General features: G+C 66.8%; 23 protein-coding genes. 9 read left to right on the top strand and 14 right to left on the bottom strand.

Going from position 1 to position 24,938, the window contains the following annotated elements; all coding sequences use genetic code 11:
• Positions 1 to 142: 142 nt before the first annotated feature.
• Entirely contained in the window at positions 143 to 1,432 is a 1,290-nt protein-coding gene (locus tag ACFWU5_RS07440) for a YhgE/Pip domain-containing protein (protein WP_379266468.1), read from the bottom strand.
• 79 nt (positions 1,433 to 1,511) lie between these two features.
• Between ACFWU5_RS07440 and ACFWU5_RS07435 the strand changes: the two genes are divergently transcribed.
• Together ACFWU5_RS07435 and ACFWU5_RS07430 are read left to right on the top strand one after the other, a co-directional pair.
• Positions 1,512 to 2,096: a TetR/AcrR family transcriptional regulator gene (locus ACFWU5_RS07435; RefSeq protein WP_379266467.1), complete on the top strand. Its 585-nt coding sequence runs from the start codon at positions 1,512 to 1,514 to the stop codon at positions 2,094 to 2,096.
• Between the two features lie 193 nt (positions 2,097 to 2,289).
• Positions 2,290 to 2,475, top strand: a complete 186-nt coding sequence (locus tag ACFWU5_RS07430; protein WP_379242626.1) for a DUF2795 domain-containing protein — start codon at positions 2,290 to 2,292, stop codon at positions 2,473 to 2,475.
• Between the two features lie 60 nt (positions 2,476 to 2,535).
• Here ACFWU5_RS07430 and ACFWU5_RS07425 read toward each other — a convergent pair whose 3' ends face one another.
• The gene (locus ACFWU5_RS07425; protein WP_379266466.1) at positions 2,536 to 2,952 is read right to left on the bottom strand and encodes a GNAT family N-acetyltransferase; all 417 of its coding nucleotides are present in this window, start codon (positions 2,950 to 2,952) and stop codon (positions 2,536 to 2,538) included.
• 13 nt (positions 2,953 to 2,965) lie between these two features.
• On the bottom strand, positions 2,966 to 3,919 hold the full coding sequence (locus ACFWU5_RS07420; RefSeq protein ID WP_379266465.1) for an alpha/beta fold hydrolase: 954 nt from the start codon (positions 3,917 to 3,919) through the stop codon (positions 2,966 to 2,968).
• A gap of 104 nt (positions 3,920 to 4,023) precedes the next feature.
• Here ACFWU5_RS07420 and ACFWU5_RS07415 point away from each other — a divergent pair, with 104 nt between their 5' ends.
• Entirely contained in the window at positions 4,024 to 4,350 is a 327-nt protein-coding gene (locus ACFWU5_RS07415) for an ArsR/SmtB family transcription factor (RefSeq protein WP_379266464.1), read from the top strand.
• Between the two features lie 53 nt (positions 4,351 to 4,403).
• On the opposite strand, the gene ACFWU5_RS07410 is transcribed toward ACFWU5_RS07415, so the two are convergent.
• The 3 genes from ACFWU5_RS07410 to ACFWU5_RS07400 are packed head-to-tail and all read right to left on the bottom strand — an operon-like array spanning position 4,404 to position 8,203.
• Positions 4,404 to 6,776 (bottom strand): ATP-binding cassette domain-containing protein, encoded by a 2,373-nt coding sequence (locus ACFWU5_RS07410; protein ID WP_379266463.1) that lies wholly within the window; start codon positions 6,774 to 6,776, stop codon positions 4,404 to 4,406.
• 55 nt (positions 6,777 to 6,831) lie between these two features.
• Positions 6,832 to 7,392: an isochorismatase family protein gene (locus ACFWU5_RS07405; RefSeq protein WP_379242632.1), complete on the bottom strand. Its 561-nt coding sequence runs from the start codon at positions 7,390 to 7,392 to the stop codon at positions 6,832 to 6,834.
• A 19-nt stretch (positions 7,393 to 7,411) separates the two neighbouring features.
• Positions 7,412 to 8,203, bottom strand: a complete 792-nt coding sequence (locus ACFWU5_RS07400) for a DUF1460 domain-containing protein (protein ID WP_379266462.1) — start codon at positions 8,201 to 8,203, stop codon at positions 7,412 to 7,414.
• 340 nt (positions 8,204 to 8,543) lie between these two features.
• Between ACFWU5_RS07400 and ACFWU5_RS07395 the strand changes: the two genes are divergently transcribed.
• A complete protein-coding gene (locus ACFWU5_RS07395) occupies positions 8,544 to 9,572 on the top strand; it encodes a glucose 1-dehydrogenase (RefSeq protein ID WP_379242636.1) in 1,029 nt (342 codons plus the stop codon).
• Between the two features lie 24 nt (positions 9,573 to 9,596).
• Here the strand turns inward: ACFWU5_RS07395 and ACFWU5_RS07390 are convergent, their stop codons facing one another.
• Positions 9,597 to 10,319, bottom strand: coding sequence for a DsbA family oxidoreductase (locus tag ACFWU5_RS07390; RefSeq protein WP_379266461.1), 723 nt, complete (start codon positions 10,317 to 10,319; stop codon positions 9,597 to 9,599).
• Positions 10,320 to 10,437: 118 nt separating this feature from the next.
• Here ACFWU5_RS07390 and ACFWU5_RS07385 point away from each other — a divergent pair, with 118 nt between their 5' ends.
• The 3 genes from ACFWU5_RS07385 to ACFWU5_RS07375 all read left to right on the top strand — a co-directional run bounded on the left by ACFWU5_RS07385 (position 10,438) and on the right by ACFWU5_RS07375 (position 14,454).
• Entirely contained in the window at positions 10,438 to 11,142 is a 705-nt protein-coding gene (locus ACFWU5_RS07385) for a histidine phosphatase family protein (protein WP_379266460.1), read from the top strand.
• 66 nt (positions 11,143 to 11,208) lie between these two features.
• The gene (locus ACFWU5_RS07380) at positions 11,209 to 12,570 is read left to right on the top strand and encodes a threonine/serine exporter family protein (protein WP_379266459.1); all 1,362 of its coding nucleotides are present in this window, start codon (positions 11,209 to 11,211) and stop codon (positions 12,568 to 12,570) included.
• 27 nt (positions 12,571 to 12,597) lie between these two features.
• Positions 12,598 to 14,454: a Na+/H+ antiporter gene (locus ACFWU5_RS07375; RefSeq protein ID WP_379266457.1), complete on the top strand. Its 1,857-nt coding sequence runs from the start codon at positions 12,598 to 12,600 to the stop codon at positions 14,452 to 14,454.
• 9 nt (positions 14,455 to 14,463) lie between these two features.
• On the opposite strand, the gene ACFWU5_RS07370 is transcribed toward ACFWU5_RS07375, so the two are convergent.
• A complete protein-coding gene (locus tag ACFWU5_RS07370; protein WP_379242646.1) occupies positions 14,464 to 15,009 on the bottom strand; it encodes a TetR/AcrR family transcriptional regulator in 546 nt (181 codons plus the stop codon).
• Between the two features lie 214 nt (positions 15,010 to 15,223).
• Between ACFWU5_RS07370 and ACFWU5_RS07365 the strand changes: the two genes are divergently transcribed.
• A complete protein-coding gene (locus ACFWU5_RS07365; RefSeq protein ID WP_379266456.1) occupies positions 15,224 to 15,832 on the top strand; it encodes a TetR family transcriptional regulator in 609 nt (202 codons plus the stop codon).
• 31 nt (positions 15,833 to 15,863) lie between these two features.
• Positions 15,864 to 16,523 (top strand): enoyl-CoA hydratase-related protein, encoded by a 660-nt coding sequence (locus tag ACFWU5_RS07360; protein ID WP_379266455.1) that lies wholly within the window; start codon positions 15,864 to 15,866, stop codon positions 16,521 to 16,523.
• 6 nt (positions 16,524 to 16,529) lie between these two features.
• On the opposite strand, the gene ACFWU5_RS07355 is transcribed toward ACFWU5_RS07360, so the two are convergent.
• The 6 genes from ACFWU5_RS07355 to mshC form a co-directional block, all read right to left on the bottom strand.
• A complete protein-coding gene (locus tag ACFWU5_RS07355; protein WP_379266454.1) occupies positions 16,530 to 17,360 on the bottom strand; it encodes an Abi-alpha family protein in 831 nt (276 codons plus the stop codon).
• A gap of 4 nt (positions 17,361 to 17,364) precedes the next feature.
• Positions 17,365 to 18,783 (bottom strand): hypothetical protein, encoded by a 1,419-nt coding sequence (locus ACFWU5_RS07350; RefSeq protein WP_379242652.1) that lies wholly within the window; start codon positions 18,781 to 18,783, stop codon positions 17,365 to 17,367.
• A 104-nt stretch (positions 18,784 to 18,887) separates the two neighbouring features.
• The gene (gene zwf, locus ACFWU5_RS07345; RefSeq protein ID WP_379266453.1) at positions 18,888 to 20,336 is read right to left on the bottom strand and encodes a glucose-6-phosphate dehydrogenase; all 1,449 of its coding nucleotides are present in this window, start codon (positions 20,334 to 20,336) and stop codon (positions 18,888 to 18,890) included.
• A 54-nt stretch (positions 20,337 to 20,390) separates the two neighbouring features.
• Positions 20,391 to 21,176: a universal stress protein gene (locus ACFWU5_RS07340; protein WP_379266452.1), complete on the bottom strand. Its 786-nt coding sequence runs from the start codon at positions 21,174 to 21,176 to the stop codon at positions 20,391 to 20,393.
• Positions 21,177 to 21,267: 91 nt separating this feature from the next.
• Positions 21,268 to 23,343, bottom strand: a complete 2,076-nt coding sequence (locus ACFWU5_RS07335) for a heavy metal translocating P-type ATPase (RefSeq protein WP_379266451.1) — start codon at positions 23,341 to 23,343, stop codon at positions 21,268 to 21,270.
• A gap of 104 nt (positions 23,344 to 23,447) precedes the next feature.
• A complete protein-coding gene (gene mshC / locus ACFWU5_RS07330; protein ID WP_379266450.1) occupies positions 23,448 to 24,686 on the bottom strand; it encodes a cysteine--1-D-myo-inosityl 2-amino-2-deoxy-alpha-D-glucopyranoside ligase in 1,239 nt (412 codons plus the stop codon).
• Between the last annotated feature and the right edge of the window lie 252 nt (positions 24,687 to 24,938).

Below are 24,938 nucleotides of genomic sequence, written 5' to 3'. Positions count from 1 at the left end.
TCTGGTGCCGCGCGCCGGGCGCGGTCCTGGTGAGGATACGAACCAGGGGGTTTGGTGCGGTGCTGAGTGCGGAAATTCGTGAGACGTAACAGGTGGGGTCCAGGATTACGGTATAAAGTCCAGACTTTCCGGGCCCGGACGGCTACGGGGCGGGTGCCGAATGCTTCGCGCCGAGGCGGTCCATCCCGCGCAGATCGTAGGCGTTGGTGGCGGCCGCGCCGAGGGTCAGGCCGATCGCCAGGCCTGCCAGGGTCATCCACAGGCCCTGCGCCATTCCTGCCTCGAGATGGCCGTCGAAGAACAGGATCGCGCGCACGGCCAGGTAGATCTGGTGCATGGGTTCGAAGGAGGCCATGTCCGCGATCCAGCGCGGGGTGGCTTCCAGGGGGATGGTGCCCGACGAGGACGGGATGCCGAGCACCACGAACACGATGAGGTTGATCATCAGGCCCGCAGTGCCGAAGGCGGCCATCACCGACAGGCCGGTGATCGCGATGGCGGCGATGGCCAACGCGCCGTAGAGGAACAGCATCAGCGGGCGTTCGATCGACATGTTCAGCAGCAGTCCGATGCCGAGGAACACCGCCGACGCGATCGGTGCGCTGATCGCGGCGATCGCCCACTTGATGAGCAGGGTGCGTGCCCGGCTGATCGGGGCGCGGGCGGTGTTCTTGTGCCAGGGGCCGTATTCGGCGGGGATGAAACCCAGCGAGGCGTCGACCAGCGAGTTGATCATCATCGCGCCGCTGAAGCCGACGATCAGCAGGACCAGGGTGTAGAAGAACGCGGCCAAGCCTTGGCCGGTGCCTTCGGGTAGCGGGTGGTACGGGGTGACCACGACGTCGATCGGCTGAGTGAGCTGCAGTTGGGCCGCCCCGCTGAGTGGGGTGGTGCCGATCGCGGCTTCGACCTGGTCGGTGAGTTGGGTGCCCACGGTGGTGTTGACCTGCGTCATGGCCTGGTCTGCGATGGTGCTCATGATCTGTGCGGCAAGGGTTCCCGCGCGGGGGTTGGTCAGCACGGAGATGATCGGCTGTTCGATCTGGCCGGGTACCACCGACGCGGTGCCGAGGATGGCCACGCGTTTGGTGAAGTCGCCGGGGATGACGATGGCGCCGTACACCTCACCGTTGCGCAGCTGCCGTTGGGCTTCGTTGAGGCCGACTTCGCGCAGGTCGATCTTGTCGGCGGGGATGTTGTCGTGCAGCGCGGCGGTGATCTGTCCGCCGATATCGGCGGGTTTGCCTGCGACGGTGTCGCCGACGTCCTGGTTGACCAGTGCGATCGGGAAGTCGTGCAGGTGTTTCTCGGGGTCGGCGGTGTAGCCGAGGTACATGGTGCCCAGCAGTGCGGCGAGGACGGCGACCAGGGTGATCGGGGCCAGCCACTCTCGCAGGGGCATGGTGCGGGTGCGCGCGGTGTTGTCAGTCATGGCGTTCGCCAATGTAGTCAGTGACTACAAAGTAGTCAACGCAAACATTTGCGGCGGCGTCGGATATCCTGCTCTCACCATGTCCCTGCACACGCCCTACCACCACGGAGACCTGCGCGCCGCCCTGCTGACCAGCGCCGAGGCGACGCTGCGCGAGGTCGGTGTGGACGGGCTGTCATTGCGTCAGCTGGCCCGCGACACCGGTGTGAGCCACGCGGCACCGAGCCGGCACTTCCGGGACAAACAGGCATTACTGGACGCGCTGGCTGTCACTGGGCTGTATCGCCTCGGCGCCTGCTTCGAGCAGACCGTGATCGAAGGACCGATCACCACACGCCTGCGCACCGTGGCCCGCGCCTACCTGCGTTTCGCCGTCGACAACCTCGAGCTGCTGCCCCTGATGTTCGCGCGCAGGAACTCCCCTTCGGCCGACATCCAGGCAGCGGTCGACCGGGCCTTCGCGGTCCCGATCGCGTTGATCGCGGATGGCCAAGCGGCGGGCGAGATCGTTTCGGGCGACCCTCGACGCCTCGGTGTCACCGCGCTCGCGGCACTGCAGGGCCTGGCCACGTTCGTGGGCTCCGGTTACACCGCCGACTACGACTCCGAACAACTACTGGACGACCTGGTCGACCACCTGACGCTGGGCCTACTCCCCCGCTGACTACTCCCCCGCGCGTGTACTCGCCCGTCTCCCACACCCGCAAGCTCGGTGACGTTGCAACCGCACGTCGCTCGAGCGCCAGTTCGCTCACGCGCGGCACGTCTTCGCGCTGGTGGGTACGGTGGGGATCGTTCGGGCCGAACGTTTGTCATGTGTACCAATCCGAAAGTCGACAGACGAAAGGAACCACTCCATGGCGCAGAGCACTCCGATTCAGGTGGAGAAGTATCTCGGGGGAGTCAACTATCCCGTCGGCCGCGACACCCTGGTCGCCACCGCCGAACAGCATTCGGCACCCGGCCCGGTCATCAGCGCCCTGCAGAGCTTGCCTGACGAGCAGTTCGCAAGCCCCATCCAAGTGAGTGAAGCCATCGGCTGATAGCCGAGCTGTCCCGCGCCGTAGTGGATCTTGCGCTACGGCGCGGGTGCTGGGGAACATTCACGAAGGGTTGTCGGGCCAGTTCTTTTCCATCCACTGGTCCGGTTTGGGGTGCGGGGCGAAGCCGTAGGGGCGGTATAGGTCGTGGGCGTCGCCGGTGGCCAGGGCCATGCGGCGTAGGCCCCAGGTATCCGCGTCGGCCATGATGCGGTCGAGTAGAAGTTTTCCGACACCTTTTCCGCGGTGGGCGCGGTCGACGTAGACGTCGGACAGCCACGCGAAGGTGGTGCGGTCGGTGACCAGGCGGGCGAACGCGATCTGGGTGCCGTTGTCGAAAACGCTGTAGGGCAGGGAGTTCTCGACCAGGCGTTGGACGCGTTCGCGGCTGCGGCCCATGGCCCAGTAGGCGTCGGTGGACAGGCGGTGGTGCAGCCAGTCGAGGTCGACGGTGGTGGGGTCGGTGGAGATTTCTGGCATCGGTTCAGAGTAGTCAGCCGAGAAACCCGAGCAGGGCCTCGACTACCGCGTGGGGCTGTTCTTCGGGGAGGTAGTGGCCGCAGTCGGCGATCTCGACGACGGTGACGTCGGTTCCTTTGGCGGGCATGAGGCTTCGCAGGTAGTCGTAGTTGCTCTTGTCTCCGCCGAGGGCCAGGATCGGTGCCGCGACACGGGCGTAGCCGCGTTGGTCGGCGATGTCTCGACCGAAGGTGCGGTACCAGCTGTTGCCGGCGCGGATCGCGTCGGCGCCGGAGTAGGCGTTGGCGTAGACCTGGCGTGAGCGTTCGTCGATGGCGGTCGGGACCTCGGCTTGGCGGTCGAACAGCCAGTCGACCAGCAGGCGCATGCGGCCGTCGCCGAGCAGCAGTTCCGGCAGGCTTTGAACCTGGTTGAACGCGAACCACCACAGATACGAGCGGGCACCGGCTTCGATCATCGAATTCACGTGCTGGTCCGGTTCGGGAAGCAGGCCGAACTGTTGCCAGCCTTCGTCGGGGTGCGGCACGTCGAGCAGCGCGATCTTGTCGGTGGCGTCGGAGTGGTTGGCCGCGTACGCGTACGCCACCATCGCGCCGATGTCGTGTCCGACGATGCTCGCCGATTCCCAGCCCAGATGGGCGACCAGTGCGCGGATGTCGGCGGCCATGGTCTTCTTGTCGTAGCCATCGACCGGCTTGTCCGACCCGCCCATGCCGCGCAGGTCGACAGCGATCACCCGGTACCGGCGGGCCAGTGCGGGCATCACCTTGTGCCACTGCCACCACGTCTGCGGCCAGCCGCCCAGCAACAGCAGCGGCGCCCCCGCACCACCGGCGACATAGTGCAGCCGGACACCGTTGACTTCGGCGGAATGACTGGTGAATCCGGCCTCGAGCGAGGCAGCCAAGGCGGCGTCGGACAATGTTTCGGTTGCGGTGGTGTCGGTCATGATGACGTCCTCACTCAATCGTTCGACCGTACGAATAATTCGTACCATCGTCGATACGAGATACTCGTACAATCACACCGCGGATGTCAAATGACCGTACGAAGACCACGTACAGTGAGGGGATGGCCGATCTGTACCACCCCGAGACCCGCGCCATCCAGCTCGTCGACGTGCTCGGCGCACTCGGACATCCGGTGCGGATGGAGATCATCCGCGCGCTGGCCGATGGCGAGGAACGTTTCTGCGGCGAAATCCTGCCCGCCGAACCGAAATCCAGCCTCACCCACCACTGGCGGGCGTTGCGCGAAGCGGGTGTCATCCACCAACGGCGAGCAGGCCGCAAGTTCTACATCACCCTGCGCCGCGCCGACCTCGACACCAGGTTCCCCGGCCTGCTCGACCTCACTTTCGCCGAACCGACCGGGTTCGACAAGCCTGACTCGAAGTAGATCGACTCAGTGATGAGGCGGCCGGGCTCAATTCGGGCCCGGCCGCGCTGCACTCAGGCGCCCACGTACTCGGCGAGGTGCTGACCGGTGAGGGTGGAGCGGGCCTTGACGAGGTCGGCGGGGGTGCCTTCAAAGACGATCTGGCCGCCGTCGTGGCCTGCACCGGGGCCCAGGTCGATGATCCAGTCGGCGTGGGCCATCACGGCCTGGTGGTGTTCGACGACGATGACGGATTTGCCTGCTTCGACGAGGCGGTCGAGCAGGCCCAGCAGTTGTTCGACGTCGGCCAGGTGCAGGCCGGTGGTGGGTTCGTCGAGGATGTAGGTGCCGCCCTTGTCGGACATGTGGGTGGCCAGTTTCAGGCGTTGGCGTTCGCCGCCGGACAGGGTGGTCAGTGGCTGGCCGATGGTGAGGTAGCCAAGGCCGACTTCGCTGAGGTGGGTGAGGATCTTGTGGGCGGCGGGGGTGCGGGCTTCGCCTTCGCCGAAGAAGTCGCGGGCCTCCTCCACCGGCATGGACAGCACGTCGCTGATGTTCTTGCCCGCGAAGCGCAGTTCGAGCACGTCGGCTTGGAAGCGTTTGCCCTCACATACTTCGCAGCGGGTTTCCACGCCGGCCATCATGGCCAGGTCGGTGTAGACCACGCCTGCACCGTTGCAGTTGGGGCAGGCGCCTTCGGAGTTGGCGCTGAACAGGGCGGGTTTGGCGCCGGTGGCCTTGGCGAAGGCTTTGCGGATGTGGTCGAGCAGGCCGGTGTAGGTGGCGGGGTTGGAGCGGCGGGAGCCCTTGATGGGGGCCTGGTCGATGGAGATGACCCCCTCGTCGATGGGGATCGAGCCGTGCACCAGCGAGCTCTTGCCCGAACCCGCGACGCCGGTGATCGCGACGAGCACACCCAGCGGGATGTCGACGTCGACCTTGTTCAGGTTGTTGGCGACCGCGCCGCGAATCTTCAACGCGCCATTGGGCTTTCGCACGGAGTCCTTGACCGCCGCACGGTCGTCGAAGTGGCGGCCGGTCACGGTGTCGCTGTTGCGCAAACCGTCGACGGTGCCTTCGAAGCAGATGGTGCCGCCCTTGGAACCCGCGGCGGGGCCGATGTCGACGATGTGGTCGGCGATGGCGATGGTCTCGGGCTTGTGTTCGACCACCAGCACCGTGTTGCCCTTGTCGCGCAACCGCAGCAGCAGGCCGTTCATCCGCTGGATGTCGTGCGGGTGCAGGCCTGCGGTCGGCTCGTCGAACACGTAGGTGACGTCGGTGAGCGAGGAGCCCAGGTGGCGAATCATCTTCACGCGCTGGGCTTCACCGCCGGACAGCGTGCCCGAGGGGCGCGACAGCGACAGGTACCCCAGGCCGATCTCGACGAAGGAATCCAGGGTTTGGCGCAGGGACTCGAGCAGCGGGGCGACCGACGGGTCGTTGACGTCTTTGACCCATTCGGCCAGGTCGGTGATCTGCATGGCGCACGCGTCGGCGATGCTGAGGCCCTTGATCTTCGACGAGCGCGCGGCCTCGGACAGGCGGGTGCCGTCGCAGTCCGGGCAGGTGCCGAAGGTGACCGCTCGCTCGACGAACGCGCGCACGTGCGGCTGCAAGGACTCGATGTCCTTGGACAGCATCGACTTTCGCAGTTTCGGGATCAGGCCTTCGTAGGTGAGGTTGATGCCTTCGACCTTGACCTTGGTCGGCTCTTTGTACAGCAGGTCCGCGAGCTGCTTTTTGGTGTACTTCTTGATCGGCTTGGCCGGGTCGAAGAAGCCGGAACCTTTGAAGATGCGGCCCATCCAGCCGTCCATGCTGTAGCCGGGGATCTTGAACGGTCCGTCGTCCAGGGACAGGTTCTCGTCGTAGAGCTCGGTGAGGTCGATGTCGTTGATCTGCCCCTTGCCCTCGCAGGTGGGACACATGCCGCCGGTGATGGCGAAGCTGCGGCGTTCCTTGACCGTGACCCCGTTCTTCTCGATCTCGACCGCGCCCGCCCCGCTGACGGAGGCGACGTTGAACGAGAACGCCTGCGAGGACCCGATGTGCGGGTCGCCCAGGCGGCTGAACAGGATCCGCAGCATGGCGTTGGCGTCGGTGACGGTGCCCACGGTGGAGCGCGGGTTGGCACCCAGACGCGACTGGTCGACCAGGATCGCTGTGGTCAGTCCTTCGAGCACGTCGACGTCGGGACGGGCCTGGCTGGGCATGAAACCCTGCACGAACGCGCTGTAGGTTTCGTTGATCAGCCGCTGCGATTCCGCGGCGATGGTGCCGAACACCAGCGAGCTCTTCCCGGACCCCGACACCCCGGTGAAGACCGTGAGCCTGCGCTTGGGGATCTCGATGCTGACATCGCGCAGGTTGTTCACGCGCGCACCGTGCACGCGGATCAGATCATGGCTGTCCGCGGGCTCGATGGTCTTCTTGGCCGTGCTCATGGCTCTCCTTCGATGAGTCGACATCGCCGAATGTCGAATCTACCGCCGCAGCGGCTTACGTAGCCTGCCCGAAGTCGACTTCGGCGGTCGGCGTGACCGCGGCGGTGCGGCCGGGCGCCTGTTGGAACTGCCAGTACAGGTTGGTGTGGGCGATGACTTCCTCGGGTTTCGGTGCGCCCCACCGGGTTTTGTCGCCCGCGGTATGGGCATCGGCGACCAGCGTGACGTCGTAACCACGCGTGAAGGCACCGTGGATGGTGGAACGGACACACGCGTCGGACTCGGCGCCGGTGACGACCAGGTGCCCGGCCCCCACTGCGGCGAGCAGGCCCTCGAGCGGGGTGTCCTCGAACGAATCGCCGTAGCGCTTGGGGACCAGCGGTTCGGTGTCGGCGCGGACGAGCTCGGGGACGTAGCGCCACGGGTCGGTGCCTTCCACGAGTTCCTCGTCGGAATGCTGGATCCAGAGGACGGGGACATCGGCGGCGCGCGCCCGTCCGACCAGGGTGGCGATATTGGCCACGACCTCGTCGCGGCGCGGCGCTTCGTCGACGACACCGTTTTGGACGTCGACGACGAGCAGTGCGGTGTGGGGACGATCGGGCAGTGTGGTCATGGCGAATCCTCGGGGACGGTCAGAGCGGGCGCAGGACGACGATGCCGGGAACGGTGTGCAGGTAGTCGGTCAACGGGGTGTCGACAACCTGGTTGTTCGCGGCCAGCGACGAGGCGTTGCGGAAGACGGGGCCGGTGGGGGTTTGGACGATGATGCCGACGTGGGTGACGTCCAGGCCGGCATCGGGGGTGTAGGCGCCCAAGAAGTCGCCGGTGCGTAATGCTGCGCGCACTCCCCCGTCGACTGCTGCCGAGGGAATGTGCGTGACCGCGCGGTCGACCACGGGTACTCCCGGCAGGTACAGCCCGCCGTCCGCTTTCGCGTTGAGTTGTTTGGTGGTGGTGACCGCGGCGGGGCTCAGGCTCGCGGTGATGTCGGTGGCGGTACGCCGTTCCCTGGTGGCCCAGTCGGTGAAGAAGTGTTTGCGCTGGGCGAATTCGACGCGCCCGTCGATGTACCGGTCGGCGACGAGCTCGGTGACGAACTGGTCGCGGGTGCCGGCGCGGGAGGCGGCGTCGATGTAGTCGAGGAAGGTGAAGCAGTCCACCCGGCGCAGGTCGACGACGAGTTGTTCGGGTTGTGTCGCGGAGCCGACCAGCATGTTCGCGCCGTAGGGGGTGCCCAGTAACCGGGCCGACAGTCGGTCGATCAGTTCGGGTCTGCTCAGTCCCGCCGATTCCGCGCGCACGGCGAGTAATTCGTCGATCTTGCGGGCGGAGGTCTCGTCGATGAGAGCCGGGTTGGCCAGGGCGGGCGCACTCGCGCACAGCAGCGCGGCGAACACGAGCAAGATCCGGACGATGTTGCGCAAGACGCCTCCAGCTGGCCACGGTGGATCGGGTGCGAGTGAGGTCCACCGTAGCCGAGGCCTCCGACACGAAACGCTTGTCACCGCACGGCCTGCCCGGCGATCGCCACCAGGTGCGTCGGCAGTGGCAGCGTCGAAACGGTGATGCGCAATGTTCGCGAACGGTCTCGGAACGACCGATCGGGGCATTGTTCGCGTATCGTTTTCGCAGGTAGTCCGTGTTCGCGGCGAGTTCGCGAAGGGGTTGCTCCCCGGGTGTCGTGGATGTGGTGGCGTACAGACAACAAACCGTGGCCCGTCCGGCGGAAGGGAAGCCGAAATGCGTGCGTTGACAGTGATTCCCATGCAGAAGCAGACATTGCGGGTGGAGGATGTACCCGATCCGGTCGTTGGTCCCGACGAGTTGCTCGTCGACGGGATCTCGCTGGGGATCTGTGGCACCGACCGCGATATCGCGGAGGGCAACTACGGCTGGCTGCCGCCGGGCAAGTCGCGGATGGTGCTGGGGCACGAGTCGTTGGGGCGGGTGAAGACGGCGCCTGCGGGTAGCAAGTTCGCGCCGGGCGATCTGGTGGTGGGGATCGTGCGCAGGCCCGACCCGGTGCCGTGTGGTGCGTGTGCGCGCGGGGAATGGGACATGTGCCGCAACGGCATGTATGTCGAGCGCGGGATCAAGGAGATCGACGGGTACGGGTCGACGCAGTGGTCGGTGCGGCAGGATTTCGCGGTGAAGCTGGACCCGTCGTTGGAGAAGGTCGGGGTGTTGTTGGAGCCGACCACGGTGGTGGCCAAGGCGTGGGATCAGATCGAGAAGATCAACCAGCGGGCCTGGTTCGAACCGCGCAAGGTGCTGGTCACCGGTGCGGGGCCGATCGGTTTGCTGGCGGCGTTGCTGGGTCAGCTGCGCGGGATGGACGTGCATGTTCTCGACCGCACCACCGGCGGGATCAAGGAGGAACTGGTCCAGTCGCTGGGCGCCACCTTCCATACCGGTACCGCGGCTGCGGTGGCCACCGCGATCAGCCCCGACATCGTGATCGAGGCGACCGGTGCGCCCGCGGTGGCGTTGCAGGCGATGGAGATCAACAATCCCGCCGTGATCATCTGTTTGACCGGGGTGTCCACGCCCGGTGTCGACAGTGAGGTCGATGTGGGCGGGCTCAACCGCAATATCGTGCTCGACAACGCGGTGGTGTTCGGTTCGGTGAACGCCAACCGCCACCACTACGAGCAGGGCGCGGCGGCGCTGGCCAAAGCCGATGAGACCTGGCTGGAACGGTTGATCACCCGGCGGCTGCCGTTGGAGCGGGCCCTGGAAGCGTTCGATCCCGGTACCGGCTCCGATATCAAGGTCGTTATCGACCTGGCCTGAGTGGGAAGTGGTTGTCCGCGACGGTCATTGCGCCGTCGCGGACCCCGGGACCGCGCACCCGTCGGGGCCGCAGGTGTCGCCGTCGGCGAGCAGTTGCGGGCCGGGCCGGTCGTTCCAGGCGGTGGTGAGAGCCTGGGTGAACATTTCTGGCGGTTGCGCGCCTGAAACAGCGTATTTGCCGTCGAACACGAAGAACGGGACACCGTTGGCGCCCAGCGCGGCAGCTTCGGCTTCATCGCGGCGGACCGCGTCGGCGTAGGCATCGGGGTCGGCCAGCACCGCCCGCACGGAGTTCTCGTCCAGGCCGGCGCGCACGGCCAGCGCGACAAGACGTTCGGTGTCGCCGAATACCGGTTCGGGTTCGGCGAAGTTGCCCTCGTAGAGCGCGTCGAGCATGGCTTCCTGTTTGCCCTGGTCCAGGGCGTAGTGCAGGAGTCGGTGCATGTCGAAACTGTTGCCCATGTCGCGACCGGACGTCTGATACGGCAGCCCCATCGCGGCGGCCTGCGCGCCGATCCCGCGTTCGTTGGCCGCGGCCTGGTCGACGGTGATGCCGTATTTCGCGGCGATCGCCGGGACGACCGGGCCCGAGGAGCCCGGCGGCAGGGTCGGATCGAGTTCGAACGACTTGTGCACCACCTGCACGTCGTCACGGTGTGGGAAGTCGGCCAGCGCCTCTTCGAAGCGGGCTTTGCCCAGGTAGCAGAAGGGGCAATTGATGTCGGTCCAAACCTCTACTGTCGTCATGCTGGCCTCTTTCGACGGGAGACGCCGGATTCGAGCTGATCATGGGCAACCATGGGCAATGTTACCGGGGACAGGAGTGGGGCGGGTGGAGCGCGAACGAGCGCGGGGGTGGGTGGCGATGCATGAAGGGTTGGCCGGGCCACGGTCACTGGGTGGATTGTGGGCGGTTCGGCACGCGCAGAGCGAAGCCAACGCGTGGTACGCCGATCCGGCCACCGAACAGCGGCCGATGCGCGGCACCGATTCCGCGGTGGAACTGACCGCGCACGGGCAGTGGCAAGCGGAATGCCTGGGCGACTGGTTAGCGGGGTTGGCCAGTGCGCAGCGGCCGACGCTGGTCGTGTGCTCCCCCTACTTACGCACCAGGGTCACCTGGGCGGTGATGGCCGAAACCGCCGCGGCACGCAACCGGCACCTGCACCCCATTCGCACGCTGGTCGACGAACGACTACGCGACCGCGAGATGGGCGTGTTCGAACTGCACCCCTACCGGGCGATCCGACGGCGCGCACCCGAGGAGGCCGCTCGCCGTGAACAGGTCGGAAACTGGGTGTATCGCCCGCCCGGTGGCGAATCGCTGGCCGACGTGGCGATGCGCGTGCGCAGTTTCGTCGACGAGCTGGATGTGGTGGCCGCGGGTGAACAGGTGCTGGTGGTGACCCATGACGCGGTGGTGGTGTCGTTGCGGTACATCCTCGACGGACTCGGTGCGCCGGTACCGGATTCGCTCGAGCCGGTGCCCAACGCGTCGGTGTCGCAGTGGCGGCGCGAGGGTCCGCGGTTGGCGTTGAGGGTGTGGGGGTCGGTGGACCATCTGGGGTGAACACCCCCGGTGACGTGGGCGCGCGTGTCTCCCGGCAGGCCGCACACGGCCCACTACATTGGCGCTATGTCGAACCAAGGCGGGTCGAACCAGAGCGGGTCCGAACGTGGCGAAACGGACCTCAGCGGGTTGAAACCCAGCGGATCGCAGGAGATCGACTGCGCACGGAGTTGCGATGACCGGCATATCGAAGCCGCGCTCACCTTCCTGACCGAATTGGGCACCTCGACACTGGAATCCGGTTACGCCACCGAGGCCACCCTGCTGATCGTGGGTTCGTGCGCCGCGGCATGGGGGCTGCGGGATGTGTCGGTGTGCGGGGTCGGCCGGGTGGTGATCGTGCAGTGCAGCGACAACAACGGCAACACGATGTCGCGGCTGGCGGAAGCATCGACGTTGGACGCGTTCGACTGTGACCGGATGCGCCGCATCAAAGACGTCGCCCGCCAGACCGTGGTGGAGCAGCTGCATCCGAATACCGCGTGCGAGCGGTTGAAGGCGGCTAATGCTGGGCCGCAACCGTTTCCGTGGTGGTCGGTGCAGGCAGGCGGGGTGCTGTTGGCGTTCTGCATCTGCCTGCAGATCGGCGGCCACGCACTGGCCGCGGTACTGGCGGCGGGCACTCAGCTGGTGGTGAACCTGAGCGGCCGCTGGTTCGGAAAGCATGGTGTGCCAACGTTTTTCACCGTCGCGGTCCAAGCGGCGGGGGCGGGCGCGTTCGGTGGCTTGTTCCACGGCCTGGGTTGGCTGACGGTGGCGCAAGCGGCGACGGTGGTAGCCACCGCGTGGGTGCTCATCGCCCCACTGCCGCAACTGATGTCGACCGCGATCGACGTGGTCAGCTCCGACAGTCTGACCGCGCTGGCCAGAGCGCTGGGCGCGGCGTTGATCATCGGCGGGATCACGCTGGGCGGGTTGCTGATGTTGGCGCTGTCGTGGCGTTTCGATCTGGGCATCGCCGGTGATCCGACTCTGCCGCAGCTGCCGGTGTGGTTGGGCATCATTTTCGCGATCCTGGGCGCGATCGGCAACGCACTGTTCAATGTGGGCGGACGAAATCTGCTGGTGCCCGCGGCGGTGGCCGGTTTGGTGACCGCGTCGGTGAACCAGACCCTGATCCATGTCGGACACCTCCCGTCGGTGTGGGCGGGCCCGCTCGCGGCCGTGGTGCTGGGCTTCCTCGCCGCCGCGACCGCGAACTGGTTGCGGTTGCCGATGTCGGCATTGGCGCTGGTCGGGATCACCGGTGCGCTGCTGCCGGGTCTGATCGTGTGCCAGGGATTGATCCTGTCGGTGTACCAGGTGTCGGGGATCGGGTACTTCGTGCAGGCGGGCGCGGTGTGTGTGGCGTTGGGGATCGGCGCGAGCTTCGGGGTGTACCTGTGGTCGGTGCTGGCGCGCAGCCCGTGGGCGGCGTCCACGGACTAACTGGTCCGCGGGTGGGACAATGCCCCGGTGGATGTCGCGATCGGTTTGGTTGTCCTCATCGGCTCGGCGACCGCGTTGGCGGCGCTGGCACGACGCTTCGGGGTGTCGGAACCGCTGGTGCTGACGTTGGCCGGGGTGGCCGCGTCGTACCTGCCGATGGTCCCGCAGGTGCACCTCGAACCCGAGGTGGTGTTGCTGGGCCTACTCCCCCCGCTGCTGTACACCGCCGCCCTGCGCACCTCCCTGGTCGACTTCAAGGACAACCTGCGCACCATCGCGTCACTGTCGGTGGGATTGGTGCTGTTCAGCACGTTCGCGGTGGCCCTGGTGGTCTGGTGGCTGCTGCCGGTGCCGTTCGCCGCGGCGGTGGCCCTGGGCGCGGTGGTCGCTCCCCCGGACGCCGTCGCCGCGACCGCGGTGGCCCGGCGCACCGGCATGCCGCGCAGCATCGTGACCGTGCTCGAAGACGAGTCCCTGTTCAACGACGCGACCGCACTGGTGGCGCTGCGCAGTGCGATCGCGGCCATGGCCGGCGCGGTCACGGTGTGGCAGATCGGCGGCGATTTCCTGCTCGCCGCGGTCGGCGGCGCGGTGATCGGAGCCGTGATCGCCACGGCGTTGGCGTTGCTGCGCAGACGGATCACCGACCCGGTGCTGGACACCTCGGTGTCGCTGCTGGCCCCATTCGTGGCCTACCTGCCCGCCGAGCACTTCCACGCATCGGGCGTGATCGCGGTGGTGACGTGCGGGATGATCCTGGGCCACGGCGCGCAACGCTGGCAGGGGGCGGCGTCGCGGGTCGCGGAATCCACCAATTGGCGCACCATCCAGTTCATTCTGGAAAGCGCGGTGTTCTTGATCATCGGATTGCAGGTGCGCTGGATCGTCGAAGGTGCCTGGCACAGCGGGCTGGACCACCGCACACTGATCGTCACCGCGCTGGCCGTGCTGGCCGCGGTGATGGTGGCACGACCGATCTGGGTGTTCACACCGGTGTTGGTAGCGAGGATGTTCGGACGCACCACCGAACCGTTGAGTCATGCCGCGGTGGTGTCGTGGGCGGGGATGCGCGGGGTGGTGACCCTGGCCGCGGTGCTGTTGCTGCCCGATTCGACCCCGCAACTGCCGGTTTTGGAACTGCTGGCGTTGGTCGTGGTGGGTGGCACCCTGCTGGTGCAGGGCAGTTCGTTGCCTTGGCTGGTGCGGTTGCTGCGCTTGCGTGGGCCAAGCCGCGAGGAGGACGCGCTCGCGAAAGCCGATCTGCTGCAACAGGCTTCGACCGCGGGACTGGCCGAACTGGACCGGCAGATCGGTCCCGACACCCCCGAACCGGTGATCGCGTCGCTACGTCAACGGCTGATCTGGCGGTCCAACGCCGCCTGGGAACGCCTGGGCAGGCCCGAAGCGGAACTGGTGACACCGACCGCGGAGTACCGGCGGTTGCGGCTGGCGATGCTGGCCGCCGAACGCGACGCGGTGCTGAAAGTGCGGGACGCGGGTGCGGTGGATTACGAAGTGCTGCAGCATGTTCTGGCCCGTCTGGACCTCGAGGAGTCGATGATCGACCGCTTCGACGAAAACGACGACCAGCGTCGCACCGAACCGCTGTCGACCGCCGCCGGCGCGCAGGGGTGCGTGCATTTGGACGAGGCGCCGCTGGTGACGCCACCCGCTGGCGAGCTGGTGTGCCAGGCGTGCCTGGACGAGGGCTTGCGCTGGGTGCATCTGCGCATGTGCACCGCCTGCGGCAATATCGGCTGCTGCGAATCCTCGATCGGCGACCACGCCAGCGTCCACTACCGCGCCTCACAGCACCCGGTGATGCGCAGCGTGGAACCCGGCGAAGCGTGGCGCTGGTGCTACGTGGACCAACTACTGGGCTAGCGACCAGCGCTAACTGCGGTGCGAGTAGATCAACCGGGCGTACTCGGCGAGCAGGTGATCCAGCTCGGTGGACTCGCCCGCGGCGGCCAACTGCTGGTACCCGATGATCATCGCCATCCCGAATTCGGTGACCACCGTGGCGGTATCGGTATCGCCGACCACCCCGTCGATCACCCGATGCACCGTGCGCCGACGTGACTCGTCCACCCGCTTCACCGTCACGTGCACCGACTCGTCGTTGGCCGCCCACGCGCGCAGTGCCGCTTCGGCACCGTGCTCCAAACCGCTGGCCAACACCGACATCGCGCGCACATCGGCATCGGCGTCACCGTGACCCACATCCAGGGCACGCAACTCGACCATCTGCCGGTTCTCCCAATGCTCCAGCAGCGTGTCGACGAAGCCTTGCCAGGAACCGAAGTGGTGGTAGAACGAGCCGCTGGTCACGCCCAATCGGCGGCACAGCACACCGATGTTCAGACCTTTGAAGCCGAACTCGGCGAGCACCACCACCGCGGTGTCGTAGTACTGCTCCTTGGTGACCACTCGGGACATCGCGATGCCGTTCTGTTCGTGCGGGCAGGGGCCGAAGAATGCGAACAGTACCCCATCGTATCGAGCCTTCGCGCGAACGTAACATCGTCCACTCTGTGCCCGAACCGGCAACGCGGCTATCGAATTGTCAAGTGGCGGAACGAAATACGTGACCAGAGACCCGAAAGTGTGTCCGAATGGAATAACAGAGCGTGCGCTCTGTAAACTATTGTTCATGCCCAGACCGCGCACTCACGACCCGCAGACGGTCCTGGACGCCGCCGAGACCCTCGCCGCGCGTTCGGGACCCGCCGCTGTCACCGTGCGCGCGGTGGCCGCCGCTACCGGAGTATCCAATGGCGCGCTCTATCACACATTCGCGTCCCGACAGGAGGTGCTGGCACGCACCTGGTTACGCGCCGCGCACCGCTTTCTCGCCCTGCAGAGCGCCGACATCGACCGCGCCGTGCACGCCACCGACCACCCCGCCCGCGTCGACGCGGTCCTGGACGCCGCCGAAGCCCCCGCACGACTGGCCCGACACCACCCCGACTCCGCGCGGTTACTGCTGCAGATCGACCGCGCCGAACTGCTCGACGGCGACATCGCACCCGCGCTGGCCCAGGAGATCGCCGACACCGAAAAGGCCCTGCTCGCCGCGATCAACCGGCTCGCGCGCGCCCTGTGGGGTCGCGCGGACAAGCGCGGCGTCGCCACCGTCACCACCTGCCTGGTAGACCTGCCCACCGCGCTGCTGCTGCGCCGCGACCGCCTCACCGACCCCCTGGCCCGAGCCCAGCTGCGCGCCGCGGTGCGCGCCGTCCTCGACCTCGGTCCCCACTGAAGACCTCGGTCCCCACTGAAAAGGAAACCCCGTGCCCACACTGCGTCACCACGACACGATCGCCGTTCTCGACCTCGGCGACGGCGAGAACCGCTTCTCCCCCGACTACCTCACCGAACTACACACCCACCTGGACACCGTCGTCGAGGAAGGCGCGCACGCGCTGGTGACCACCGCTACCGGCAAGATCTGGTCCAACGGTTTGGACCTGGACTGGTTGCAGGCCAACAACGATCGCGCCGCGGAATACGTCGAAGCCGTGCACACCCTGTTCGCCCGCGTGCTGACCCTGCCCATGCCCACGGTCGCCGCGATCGGCGGCCACGCGTTCGGCGCCGGTGCGATGGTGGCCATGGCTCACGACTACCGGGTGATGCGCGCGGACCGCGGCTACTTCTGCTTCCCCGAGGCCGATATCCGCATCCCGTTCACCAACGGCATGGCCGCGCTCATCCAGGCCAAGGTGACCCCGAAAACCGCCATCGCGAGCATGACCACGGGCCGCCGCTTCGGTGGTGCGGACGCGTTGGCCGTGGATCTGGTCGACGCCATCGCCGGCGAAGGCGAAGTCGTCGACACCGCACTGGCTTTGGTGGCCCCGCTGGGCGGCAAGGATCAGCCGACGATGACCGCGATCAAATCGGTGATGTTCGCCGATGTCCTGGACGCCCTGCGCCGCGGCCGGGGCTGACACACTTCACGGCAACCGCGGACCCTTACCGAGGTAGATATCGCCCCGATCATCCCCTGCCCACCCACCCCCGGTGTAGTCCCCGAGCACGAAACACGCGTCGCAGAACTGCTTCCCGAACACCGTGAGGTAGATGCTGCGATACGAACTGATCGCACGCATCTTCACCGACTTGTACGCCGTCTGCGCCACCGGTTGCGCTTCGAGGAAGGCGTAACGGCGGAAGTCCGCGACCGGTTCGGTGGAGAACCGCACCAACCCCAGTCGACTCAGGTTGCCCAGGTAGTGGTGGTCGCGTTCGGGCAGTGCGCATCCGGCCATCGCGGCGATCATGTTGATCCCGTCGGCCAACCGCTGTGACCCGATCCCGAACAGGGCCTTGGTGCGAATGTCGATGGCGGGCTGGGGTCCTGCCACGGCGAGGAATCGCAGGATGCGGGCTTCGTCGGGGGTCAGGTCGTGCAGGATCGGCACGAACGACGGGTGCAGTTCGCGCGGTTGTTGGGCGCTGTCCCACCCTTCGGTGATCATCGCGTCGCCCATGGCTTTGAGGTCGGCGGCGTCGACGGTGATTTCGACCGGGCCGTAGACCCCGGTGGCGGTGCTGGTCAGGCCCAGTGCGCTCAGCGCGGTGCGGCGGATCAGGTCGACGCGTTCGTCGAAGATCTGCGACATCGGTTCGCCGGCGCGGATGTCGTGCACCAGGTCGGTGGCGGTGTGCACGGCGCCTTTGGTCAGCGATTCCACGATGTGTCGCACCGACGATCCGGCGATGCGCGCCAATCCGAGCAGGTCGGTGGGGATGCCGGGTTCGCGGTCGGGTGGCTGCTGCGACATGCGATCACGCTCCGAAGATCAGCAGATGCAGTGCGCCGATGAAGGCGCCGAGGATGCCGCCGTGCAGGTACAGCAGCCAGGCGTCCTGTTCGATGGCGGTGTACAGCATCTCGACGAATTCCTCGGGTGGCAGTTCGCGCAGTTTCTCGGTGGCCAGCCGGTCGACGCTGGCGGCGGTGGTCTGCGAGAACTCGACGTCGTCGACCAGCCACGGTTTCATCTCCGTGGCCAGGTTGGCGCCCGCGGTGGCCTGGATGGCGTCGAATTGTCGCGCGCCCACCGCGAGTCGGGTGACCGACCGCAACGGGCCGAGCACCCGGTCGATCTCGACTTTGAGGAAGTGCGCGATCACCGCCCTGGTCTTGTCACCGCTGGGCCCGTCGAGCAGTTGCTCGGTGACCACGTCCAGGGTGACGATCTGATAGCCGATCGCGTGCCCCAGATCGGCGGCGGCCTGGTGCTGGCGTTTGGCGAATTTCGCGACCCGCCACGGGTATTTGTAGCGCGGCTGCGGCACGGCGGGTTCGAACACGACCTTGATCGCGATGATGTTGACCAGCACCCCCACCGCGGCCCCACCGGCCAGCACCCACGCCCACGCGGGCAGGAAATGCAGGATGCCGTACAGCCAGCCGGGCAGGTGGATCAGTGCGGGAGTATCGCCGTGCGGGGTGCTGTAGTGCAGCAGCGACAACCACAGCGCCACGATCACCCCGAACGGAAAGCCCAGCACGCCACTGCGTGTCATGAACCGCAGTTCCGGCGCGCCGAGCCCGTAGATGACGTCTTTGAGCAGTTCGGGCCGTCGCCGCAGATAGCCGACCACCATCAGCTTCACGTCAAGGAGCTGGTCGATGTTCTCGCCGATGAAGTCGAACGCGCGGTCGGTGATCGCGGGCAGTTCGGATTCGACTCGGGTGTAGACGGCTTCGCGGGCGCGCGGGGGCATGTCGGCCCACAGTTGCGGGTGCTCGGTGGTCATGATCGAGTCGACCATCGACCGCACGTTCGGCAGCGCCGCGTGCGCCACCTGGGCGGAGATCTTGCGCGGATCCATCTGGTCGAAGAAGTCCTTGGCGGTGCCGATCTTGGCCACCGCGTTGTCGACCATGAGACTGGCCATTTTCTCCGAACGGGCCGGAATGAAACCTTGGAAGCCGAGAATGCCGCCGGGGGCGAAGGTGGGCAGGATCTGCACTTTGCGGGGCAGCAGCGGGAAGATCGCTTTCAGCCCGGGCACGTAGAAGCCGGTGAAACGGACCGGCGCGAACAGCATGATCACCCCGGTCCAGTTGGTGATCAGCCCGGCCAGGGCGCTGAAGATCGGGATGGTGATCATGTCGACCCAGAACTTGCTCAGACCGGTGGTTTTCTCCCAGTCCAGCAGGCCGAAGAAGCCCGCCGCGGTGATCTCAGCATTCATCCGGCGTCCACTCCGTTGTGTCCGAAAACGCGCGTAACGGTCATCATAGGGCAGTGATCAGGCAGGTTCCTTCGTTCGCGGCTAAACCGGAGCAACCGCTGGAATCAGGTCCACACGCGCCGTTCGCGCCAGGCTCGTTCGAACGGCAACCGCCACGAGCGCGGTGTCACCAGTTGGTGGATGGCGTTGGGGCCCCAGGACCCGGTGTCATAGTTGCGCACCGGTGGCGGGTCCTGCAGCAGCGGCGCGGAGATCTCCCACAGGCGTTCGATGCCCTCGGCGGTGGTGAACAGGGTGTGGTCGTTGCGCATCGCGTCGAGAATGAGACGTTCGTAGGCTTCCAACACGTCGCCGGCGCGGTCGGTTTCCTCGAGCGCGAACTGCAGGCTGAGCTTGTCCAGTTTCATGCCCACGCCGGGGCGTTTGCCGTAGAACGACAGCGACACCTTCGACGAATCGGCCAGGTCGAAGGTGAGATGGTCGGGTCCGTGCGCGCCGACTCCCGAGCCCGGCGGGAACATGCTCTGCGGCGGTTCCCGGAACGCGATGGAGATGATGCGCTGCCCCTGCGCCAGGTACTTGCCGGTGCGCAGGTAGAACGGCACGTCCGCCCACCGCCAGTTGTCGATCCCGCAGGCCAACGCCACGAAGGTCTCGGTGTCGGAGTCTGGGTCGACACCGGGTTCGTCGTGGTAGCCGCGCACCTGCCCGCGCACCACTTTGCGCGGGTCCAGCGGCAGCATCGACCGGAAGACCTTGTTCTTCTCGATGGTGATCGCTTCGGAGTCCAGTGCCGTGGGTGGTTCCATGGCCACGAACGCCAGGATCTGGAACAGGTGGGTCACCACCATGTCGCGGAAGGCGCCGGTGGCGTCGTAGAACTCCGAACGTCCTTCGAGACTGAGCTTTTCGGGGACGTCGATCTGGATGTGGTCGATGAAGTTGCGGTTCCAGATCGGTTCGAACAGCCCGTTCGCGAACCGGAACGCCAAGATGTTGAGCGCGGATTCCTTGCCCAGGAAATGGTCGATGCGGAAGATCTGCGATTCGTCGAAGACTTCGTGGATGGCGGCGTTGAGGGTGCGGGCACTGTCGAGGTCCACGCCGAACGGTTTCTCCATCACCACCCTGGCGTCCTCGGTCAGGCCCGCCTCGGCCAGCAACGCAATCACCGCGGGGGCGGCTTTGGGCGGCACCGACAAGTAGGCCAGCACTTGCGTGTCGGGGCCCAGTGCGGCGCGTTGGGTGTCGACGGCTTTGCGCAGCGCTTCGGGGCCCGCGGTGAGCGGGACGTAGCTCAGGGTGTCGGCGAACTTGTCCCAGTCCGCGAGCACCCCACGGCGCGAGGACGCTTCGCAGGCGGTGTGAGCCAGCGCGCGAAACGACGCGTCGTCCAGGTCGTCCAGGGACACGCCGATGACGCGCAGTTCCGGGGCCAGGTGCGAGCGGGACAGGTGCAGCAGGCCCGGTAACAGTTTGCGGCGAGCGAGATCGCCGGTGGCGCCGAACAAGACGACGACGTGCGGGGCGGTTTCCGAACCTGTGGCCGACACCTTCTCCAGGGTACGGCGCAACCGACGGCAGGGTGGGCGTTCTCGACGGCCTGCTCAGTGGGTGGTGTTCACCAGCAGCAAGTTGGTGTCGATGTCATGGGTGACCTTGTTCGCCACCGACCCCAGAAGCCTTGCGGGCCCGCTCATTCCACGATTACCGATGACCACGAGATCGTATTTCCAGGCCGCGTTGCAGATCGCCTCCGCGGCGGGCACACCGGTGAGCACGTCACGACCGAACAGTTCCGGGTCGCTGACCGCGATTTCGCCTTCCACGTCGATCAGCGTGTTCCCGCCGTCTTCGTCGGTCTTGGCCGAGGTCACCAGGAACGGGCGCGCCCCGATCGCCAGCGACAGTTCGTACCCGCGTCGCACGGCGGTCAGCGAACTGGGCGAACCGTCGGTGGTCAGGCCGACCGTGGTCCACCGTTTGGGCAGTTTGCGGGTGAACACCACATCGGTCTGGCTGTGATGCGACACGTGATTGGCGGTGGAGCCCAGCAGTCGCGCCTTGGAACTGCCCAGACTGCCCCCGCCGATGACCAGCAACGTGTCGGGTTCGCGTTCGGCGGCATCCAGCAGCAACGCCCCCGCGGCACCGTCGAGTTCGGTGCGAAACACCTGCGATACCCCCGCGGCGGTCAGCGCTTGCGCGGCTTCGGCGGTGGTTTCCTCGGCCCACCCGGCGTCGGTGCCCGATTTGCGGCCCGCTTCCTTCCACACGGTCATCGCGGTCACCGGGATGCCGAGCCGGACCGCGAAATCGCCCGCGACCGCTACCGCCGTGCGCGCGGACTCCGACCCGTTGGTTCCCACGATGATGCGCTGGTAGCAACCCATGTGGCGCTCTCCGATCGACGGCAGGTCAGCTGCGCTGTGGCCCACAGTATAAGCGCAGCACACCGCGAGCAACCGGGACGAGCAGGGCGGATCACCGGTGGTGCGGCGCGGTGGGCAGGGGCAACTTTTTCAGGTGCAGGGCGTTGAGAGCCACGATCAAACTGGACCCCGACATGGCCATGGCCGCGATCTCGGGGCGCATGGTCAGCCCCCAGTGCGCGAACACACCGGCCGCGATCGGCAACGCGGTGCCGTTGTAACCCACTGCCCAGCCCAGGTTCTGGTGTTCTTTGTGCACGGTGCCGCGGCCGATCCGCAACGCGGTGGACACCGCGAACGGGTCCGAACGCATGAGCACCACGTCCGCGGTCTGGATGGCGACATCGGTGCCCGCGCCGATCGCGATGCCGAGGTCTGCGCGGGCCAGTGCTGGTGCGTCGTTGACACCGTCGCCGACCATGGCGACCTTTTTGCCGGTGCGTTGCAGGTCAGCGATCCTGTCGGCCTTGTCCTCGGGCAGCACGTCCGCGATCACGGTGTCGATGCCCAGGTCGTGCGCGATGCGTTCGGCGGTGCCCTTGTTGTCACCGGTCAGCATGACCACCCCGACACCGAGCTCGTGCAGGGCTTTCACGGCGTCGGCGGAGGTCGGGCGCGGGGCGTCGGCCAGTGCGATCACCGCTTGCGCGTGCCCGTCCACGGCGACCAGCACGGCGGTGTGGCCCGAGGCGGCCAGTTCGTCACGGTGCTTCGCGAGTTCACCCAGCGCGATGTGGTCGGCATCAAGCAAACCCTTATTGCCGATGATCACGTGATGCCCGTCGACGGTGGCTTTCGCGCCACGGCCCGTCACGTTCTGGAAGTCGGAGGCCGAAAGAGTCTGGGCGCCATGCCTTTTCGCGTAGTCGACAATGGCTTTGGCCAGGGGATGTTCGGAGTCGACTTCGACCGCGGCCGCCAGCGCCAGCACGCGTTCGGTATCGACACCCTGCGCGGTAACCACATCGGTGACCTCGGGTTTGCCCTTGGTCAACGTGCCGGTCTTGTCCATCACCACCACATCGATACGCGCCGCATCTTCCAGCGCGGTCGCGTTCTTGAACAGCACACCCCGTTTGGCCCCCAGCCCCGTGCCCACCATGATCGCGGTCGGTGTCGCCAACCCCAACGCGTCCGGACACGTCACCACCACCACGGTGATCGCGAACAGCAGCGCCTTGCTCAGCGGCGCCCCCACCAGCAACCACACCACCAACGTGGTCGCACTACCGAGCAGCGCCACCAGGGTCAACCAGAACGCCGCCCGGTCGGCCAATCGTTGACCGGGCGCCTTCGAACTCTGCGCCTGCTTCACCAATTTCACGATCTGCGCCAGCGCCGTATCCGACCCGACCTTGGTGGCGCGCACCCGCAGACTGCCCGTGGTGTTGATGGTCGCGCCGATCACCGGATCGCCGGGCTTCTTGTGCACCGGCAAACTCTCACCGGTCACCATCGACTCGTCGACCTCGCTGGAACCGTGCAGCACCGTCCCGTCCACGGCGATCTTCGCACCCGGGCGCACCAGCAGCACATCACCGACCCGCACGTCCGCGGTCGGCACCTCGGATTCCTTACCGTCGTGCAGCACAACGGCTTTGGGTGGCGACAGGTCCAGCAGGCTGGTCACCGCGTCACCGGCACCGCTGCGCGCCCGCATCTCGAACCAGTGGCCGAGCAGCACGAACGTGGCCAACATGGTCGAGGCCTCGTAGAACACTTCCCCGCCGCCGGTGCACGTGACATACAGCGAATACAGCCAACCCGTCCCGATGCCCACCGCGACCAACACCATCATGTCCAGGGTGTGGGCCTTCAACGCCGCCCACGCCCCGGTGAAGAAGATCGTGGAGGAGTAGAAGATCACCGGCAGGCTCAGGATCAGCATCCAGATGTCGGCGCGCATCCCGAACGGGACGGGCAGGTGCAGGCCGAACATGTGGGTGGCCATGGGCGACCACAGCATCACCAGCGTGGAGAACACCAACGCGACCAGAAACCGGTTGCGCATATCTCGGGCCATGCCGGCCATGGACATCGCCGGGTGGTCGCTGTGCATGTGCTGGTCATGCTTGGCATGGCAGACCGTGCGGTGCTCGTCGGCGGTGTGGTCTGTGTTGCCGCGCATCGCCGCTCCCGTCGCCGGTGGTGCGCGGCACGCCCCGCGCCTGCATTCCGCCGGACTCTACCGGGTGGCGGTCACGAATCAGCGCAGGTCGCGGGGGTGGTCAGCTAGAGGGTGATGCCCAGAAGCGCGTCGACCGCGTCGCGGATCAAGGCGGGCGCGTCGGTGTCGGCGCCGCCGTAGGCGATGGCCTGTTCGGCCCAGTTGTCGATCGCGTCCAGGGCTTTCGGGGTATCCAGATCGTCGGCCAGGTGCTGTCGCAACCGCGCGACCGTGTCCACCGCGGACGGTCCCGCGCTCAGCGACACCGCTTCACGCCACCGGTCCAGACGCGTCTGCGCGGCAGTGAGCACCTCATCGGTCCACATGCGATCGGACCGGTAGTGCCCCGCGAGCAGACCGAGACGGATCGCGGCCGGATCCACTCCGGCGCGGCGCAGCTTCGACACCAGCACCAGATTGCCCTTGGACTTGGACATCTTCTCGCCGTCCAAGCCGATCAGCCCGGCGTGCACGTAATGGCGGGCGAACCGGCGCGTGCCGGTGATCGCCTCGGCATGCGCGGCGGAGTATTCGTGGTGCGGGTACATCAGGTCCGAGCCGCCGCCCTGCACGTCGAACTCGGCGCCGATGCGATTGAGCGCGATCGCCGCACACTCGATGTGCCAACCGGGCCGACCGGCACCGAACGGCGCGGGCCACGACGGCTCACCCGGGCGCTGTGCCCGCCACAGCAGCGCGTCGATGACGTCCCGCTTACCCGCACGGTCGGGGTCACCGCCACGTTCGGCGAACAACGTCTCCATGGTGGCCCGGTCGTACCCGGACTCGTACCCGAACTGTTCGGTGGCGTCGGTGCGGAAGTAGATATCGGGGTACTCGGCATCGTCGACCTGGTAGGCCGCGCCCGCGGCGAGCAACTTCTGCACCAGCTCGACCACCTCGTCGACGGACTCGATGGCACCGATGTAGTCGCGCGGCGGCAGCACCTGCAGTGCGGTCATGTCCTCACGGAACAGCTCGATCTCACGGGTGCCCAGGTCGCGCCAGTCGATGCCGTCGCGGTCGGCGCGTTCGAACAGCGGGTCGTCGACGTCGGTGACGTTCTGCACGTAGTGCACGGTGTGGCCCGCGTCGCGCCAGATCCGGTTGACCAGGTCGAACGTCAGATAGGTGGCGGCGTGCCCGAGGTGGGTGGCGTCGTAGGGGGTGATGCCGCAGACGTACATTTTCGCGGTCTTGCCGGGAGTGACCGGACGGATCTGACCATCGGCGGTGTCGAACAACCGCAACGGCGGCCCTGTTCCGGGGACGGTCGGCACGGCGATATCAGACCAGGACTGCATGTGTTCGAGGGTAGAGCCCCCGTCGTCGCGCTGCGTTCGCGGGCCGGGTCATGGGGTACTCACGGTGCCGAATGGTGGCCCGCTACCTGCACACAAACGTGTTCGCGGCCCCGCGTCAAGGGTTGCGCTCAGGCAGATTCGCTGGTCGGGCGGGTAGCGGTGCGCGCTGTCGGAAACTGCCCGTGTTCCGCGACACACAACTACGCGAAGCGGACATCCCGGTCGTGATAATCGACGCCGATCGTGACTCTC

The sequence above is a fragment of the Nocardia sp. NPDC058640 genome (genome assembly GCF_042716995.1).
Classification (GTDB): domain Bacteria; phylum Actinomycetota; class Actinomycetes; order Mycobacteriales; family Mycobacteriaceae; genus Nocardia.
The sequence above is the reverse complement of the archived record's forward strand: the minus strand, read 5'-3'. Positions and strand labels throughout refer to the sequence as shown.

Bases quoted from the DNA above. Each gene is read 5' to 3' on its own strand.
- ACFWU5_RS07355 (WP_379266454.1), bottom strand. From the start codon at position 17,360: ATGTCGCAGCAGCCACCCGACCGCGAACCCGGCATCCCCACCGACCTG.
- ACFWU5_RS07435 (WP_379266467.1), top strand. From the start codon at position 1,512: ATGTCCCTGCACACGCCCTACCACCACGGAGACCTGCGCGCCGCCCTG.
- mshC (WP_379266450.1), bottom strand. From the start codon at position 24,686: ATGCAGTCCTGGTCTGATATCGCCGTGCCGACCGTCCCCGGAACAGGG.
- ACFWU5_RS07440 (WP_379266468.1), bottom strand. From the start codon at position 1,432: ATGACTGACAACACCGCGCGCACCCGCACCATGCCCCTGCGAGAGTGG.
- ACFWU5_RS07405 (WP_379242632.1), bottom strand. From the start codon at position 7,392: ATGACCACACTGCCCGATCGTCCCCACACCGCACTGCTCGTCGTCGAC.
- ACFWU5_RS07415 (WP_379266464.1), top strand. From the start codon at position 4,024: ATGGCCGATCTGTACCACCCCGAGACCCGCGCCATCCAGCTCGTCGAC.
- ACFWU5_RS07385 (WP_379266460.1), top strand. From the start codon at position 10,438: ATGCATGAAGGGTTGGCCGGGCCACGGTCACTGGGTGGATTGTGGGCG.
- ACFWU5_RS07395 (WP_379242636.1), top strand. From the start codon at position 8,544: ATGCAGAAGCAGACATTGCGGGTGGAGGATGTACCCGATCCGGTCGTT.
- ACFWU5_RS07365 (WP_379266456.1), top strand. From the start codon at position 15,224: ATGCCCAGACCGCGCACTCACGACCCGCAGACGGTCCTGGACGCCGCC.
- ACFWU5_RS07370 (WP_379242646.1), bottom strand. From the start codon at position 15,009: ATGTCCCGAGTGGTCACCAAGGAGCAGTACTACGACACCGCGGTGGTG.
- ACFWU5_RS07335 (WP_379266451.1), bottom strand. From the start codon at position 23,343: ATGCGCGGCAACACAGACCACACCGCCGACGAGCACCGCACGGTCTGC.
- ACFWU5_RS07340 (WP_379266452.1), bottom strand. From the start codon at position 21,176: ATGGGTTGCTACCAGCGCATCATCGTGGGAACCAACGGGTCGGAGTCC.
- ACFWU5_RS07430 (WP_379242626.1), top strand. From the start codon at position 2,290: ATGGCGCAGAGCACTCCGATTCAGGTGGAGAAGTATCTCGGGGGAGTC.
- ACFWU5_RS07410 (WP_379266463.1), bottom strand. From the start codon at position 6,776: ATGAGCACGGCCAAGAAGACCATCGAGCCCGCGGACAGCCATGATCTG.
- ACFWU5_RS07425 (WP_379266466.1), bottom strand. From the start codon at position 2,952: ATGCCAGAAATCTCCACCGACCCCACCACCGTCGACCTCGACTGGCTG.
- ACFWU5_RS07350 (WP_379242652.1), bottom strand. From the start codon at position 18,783: ATGAATGCTGAGATCACCGCGGCGGGCTTCTTCGGCCTGCTGGACTGG.
- ACFWU5_RS07380 (WP_379266459.1), top strand. From the start codon at position 11,209: ATGTCGAACCAAGGCGGGTCGAACCAGAGCGGGTCCGAACGTGGCGAA.
- ACFWU5_RS07390 (WP_379266461.1), bottom strand. From the start codon at position 10,319: ATGACGACAGTAGAGGTTTGGACCGACATCAATTGCCCCTTCTGCTAC.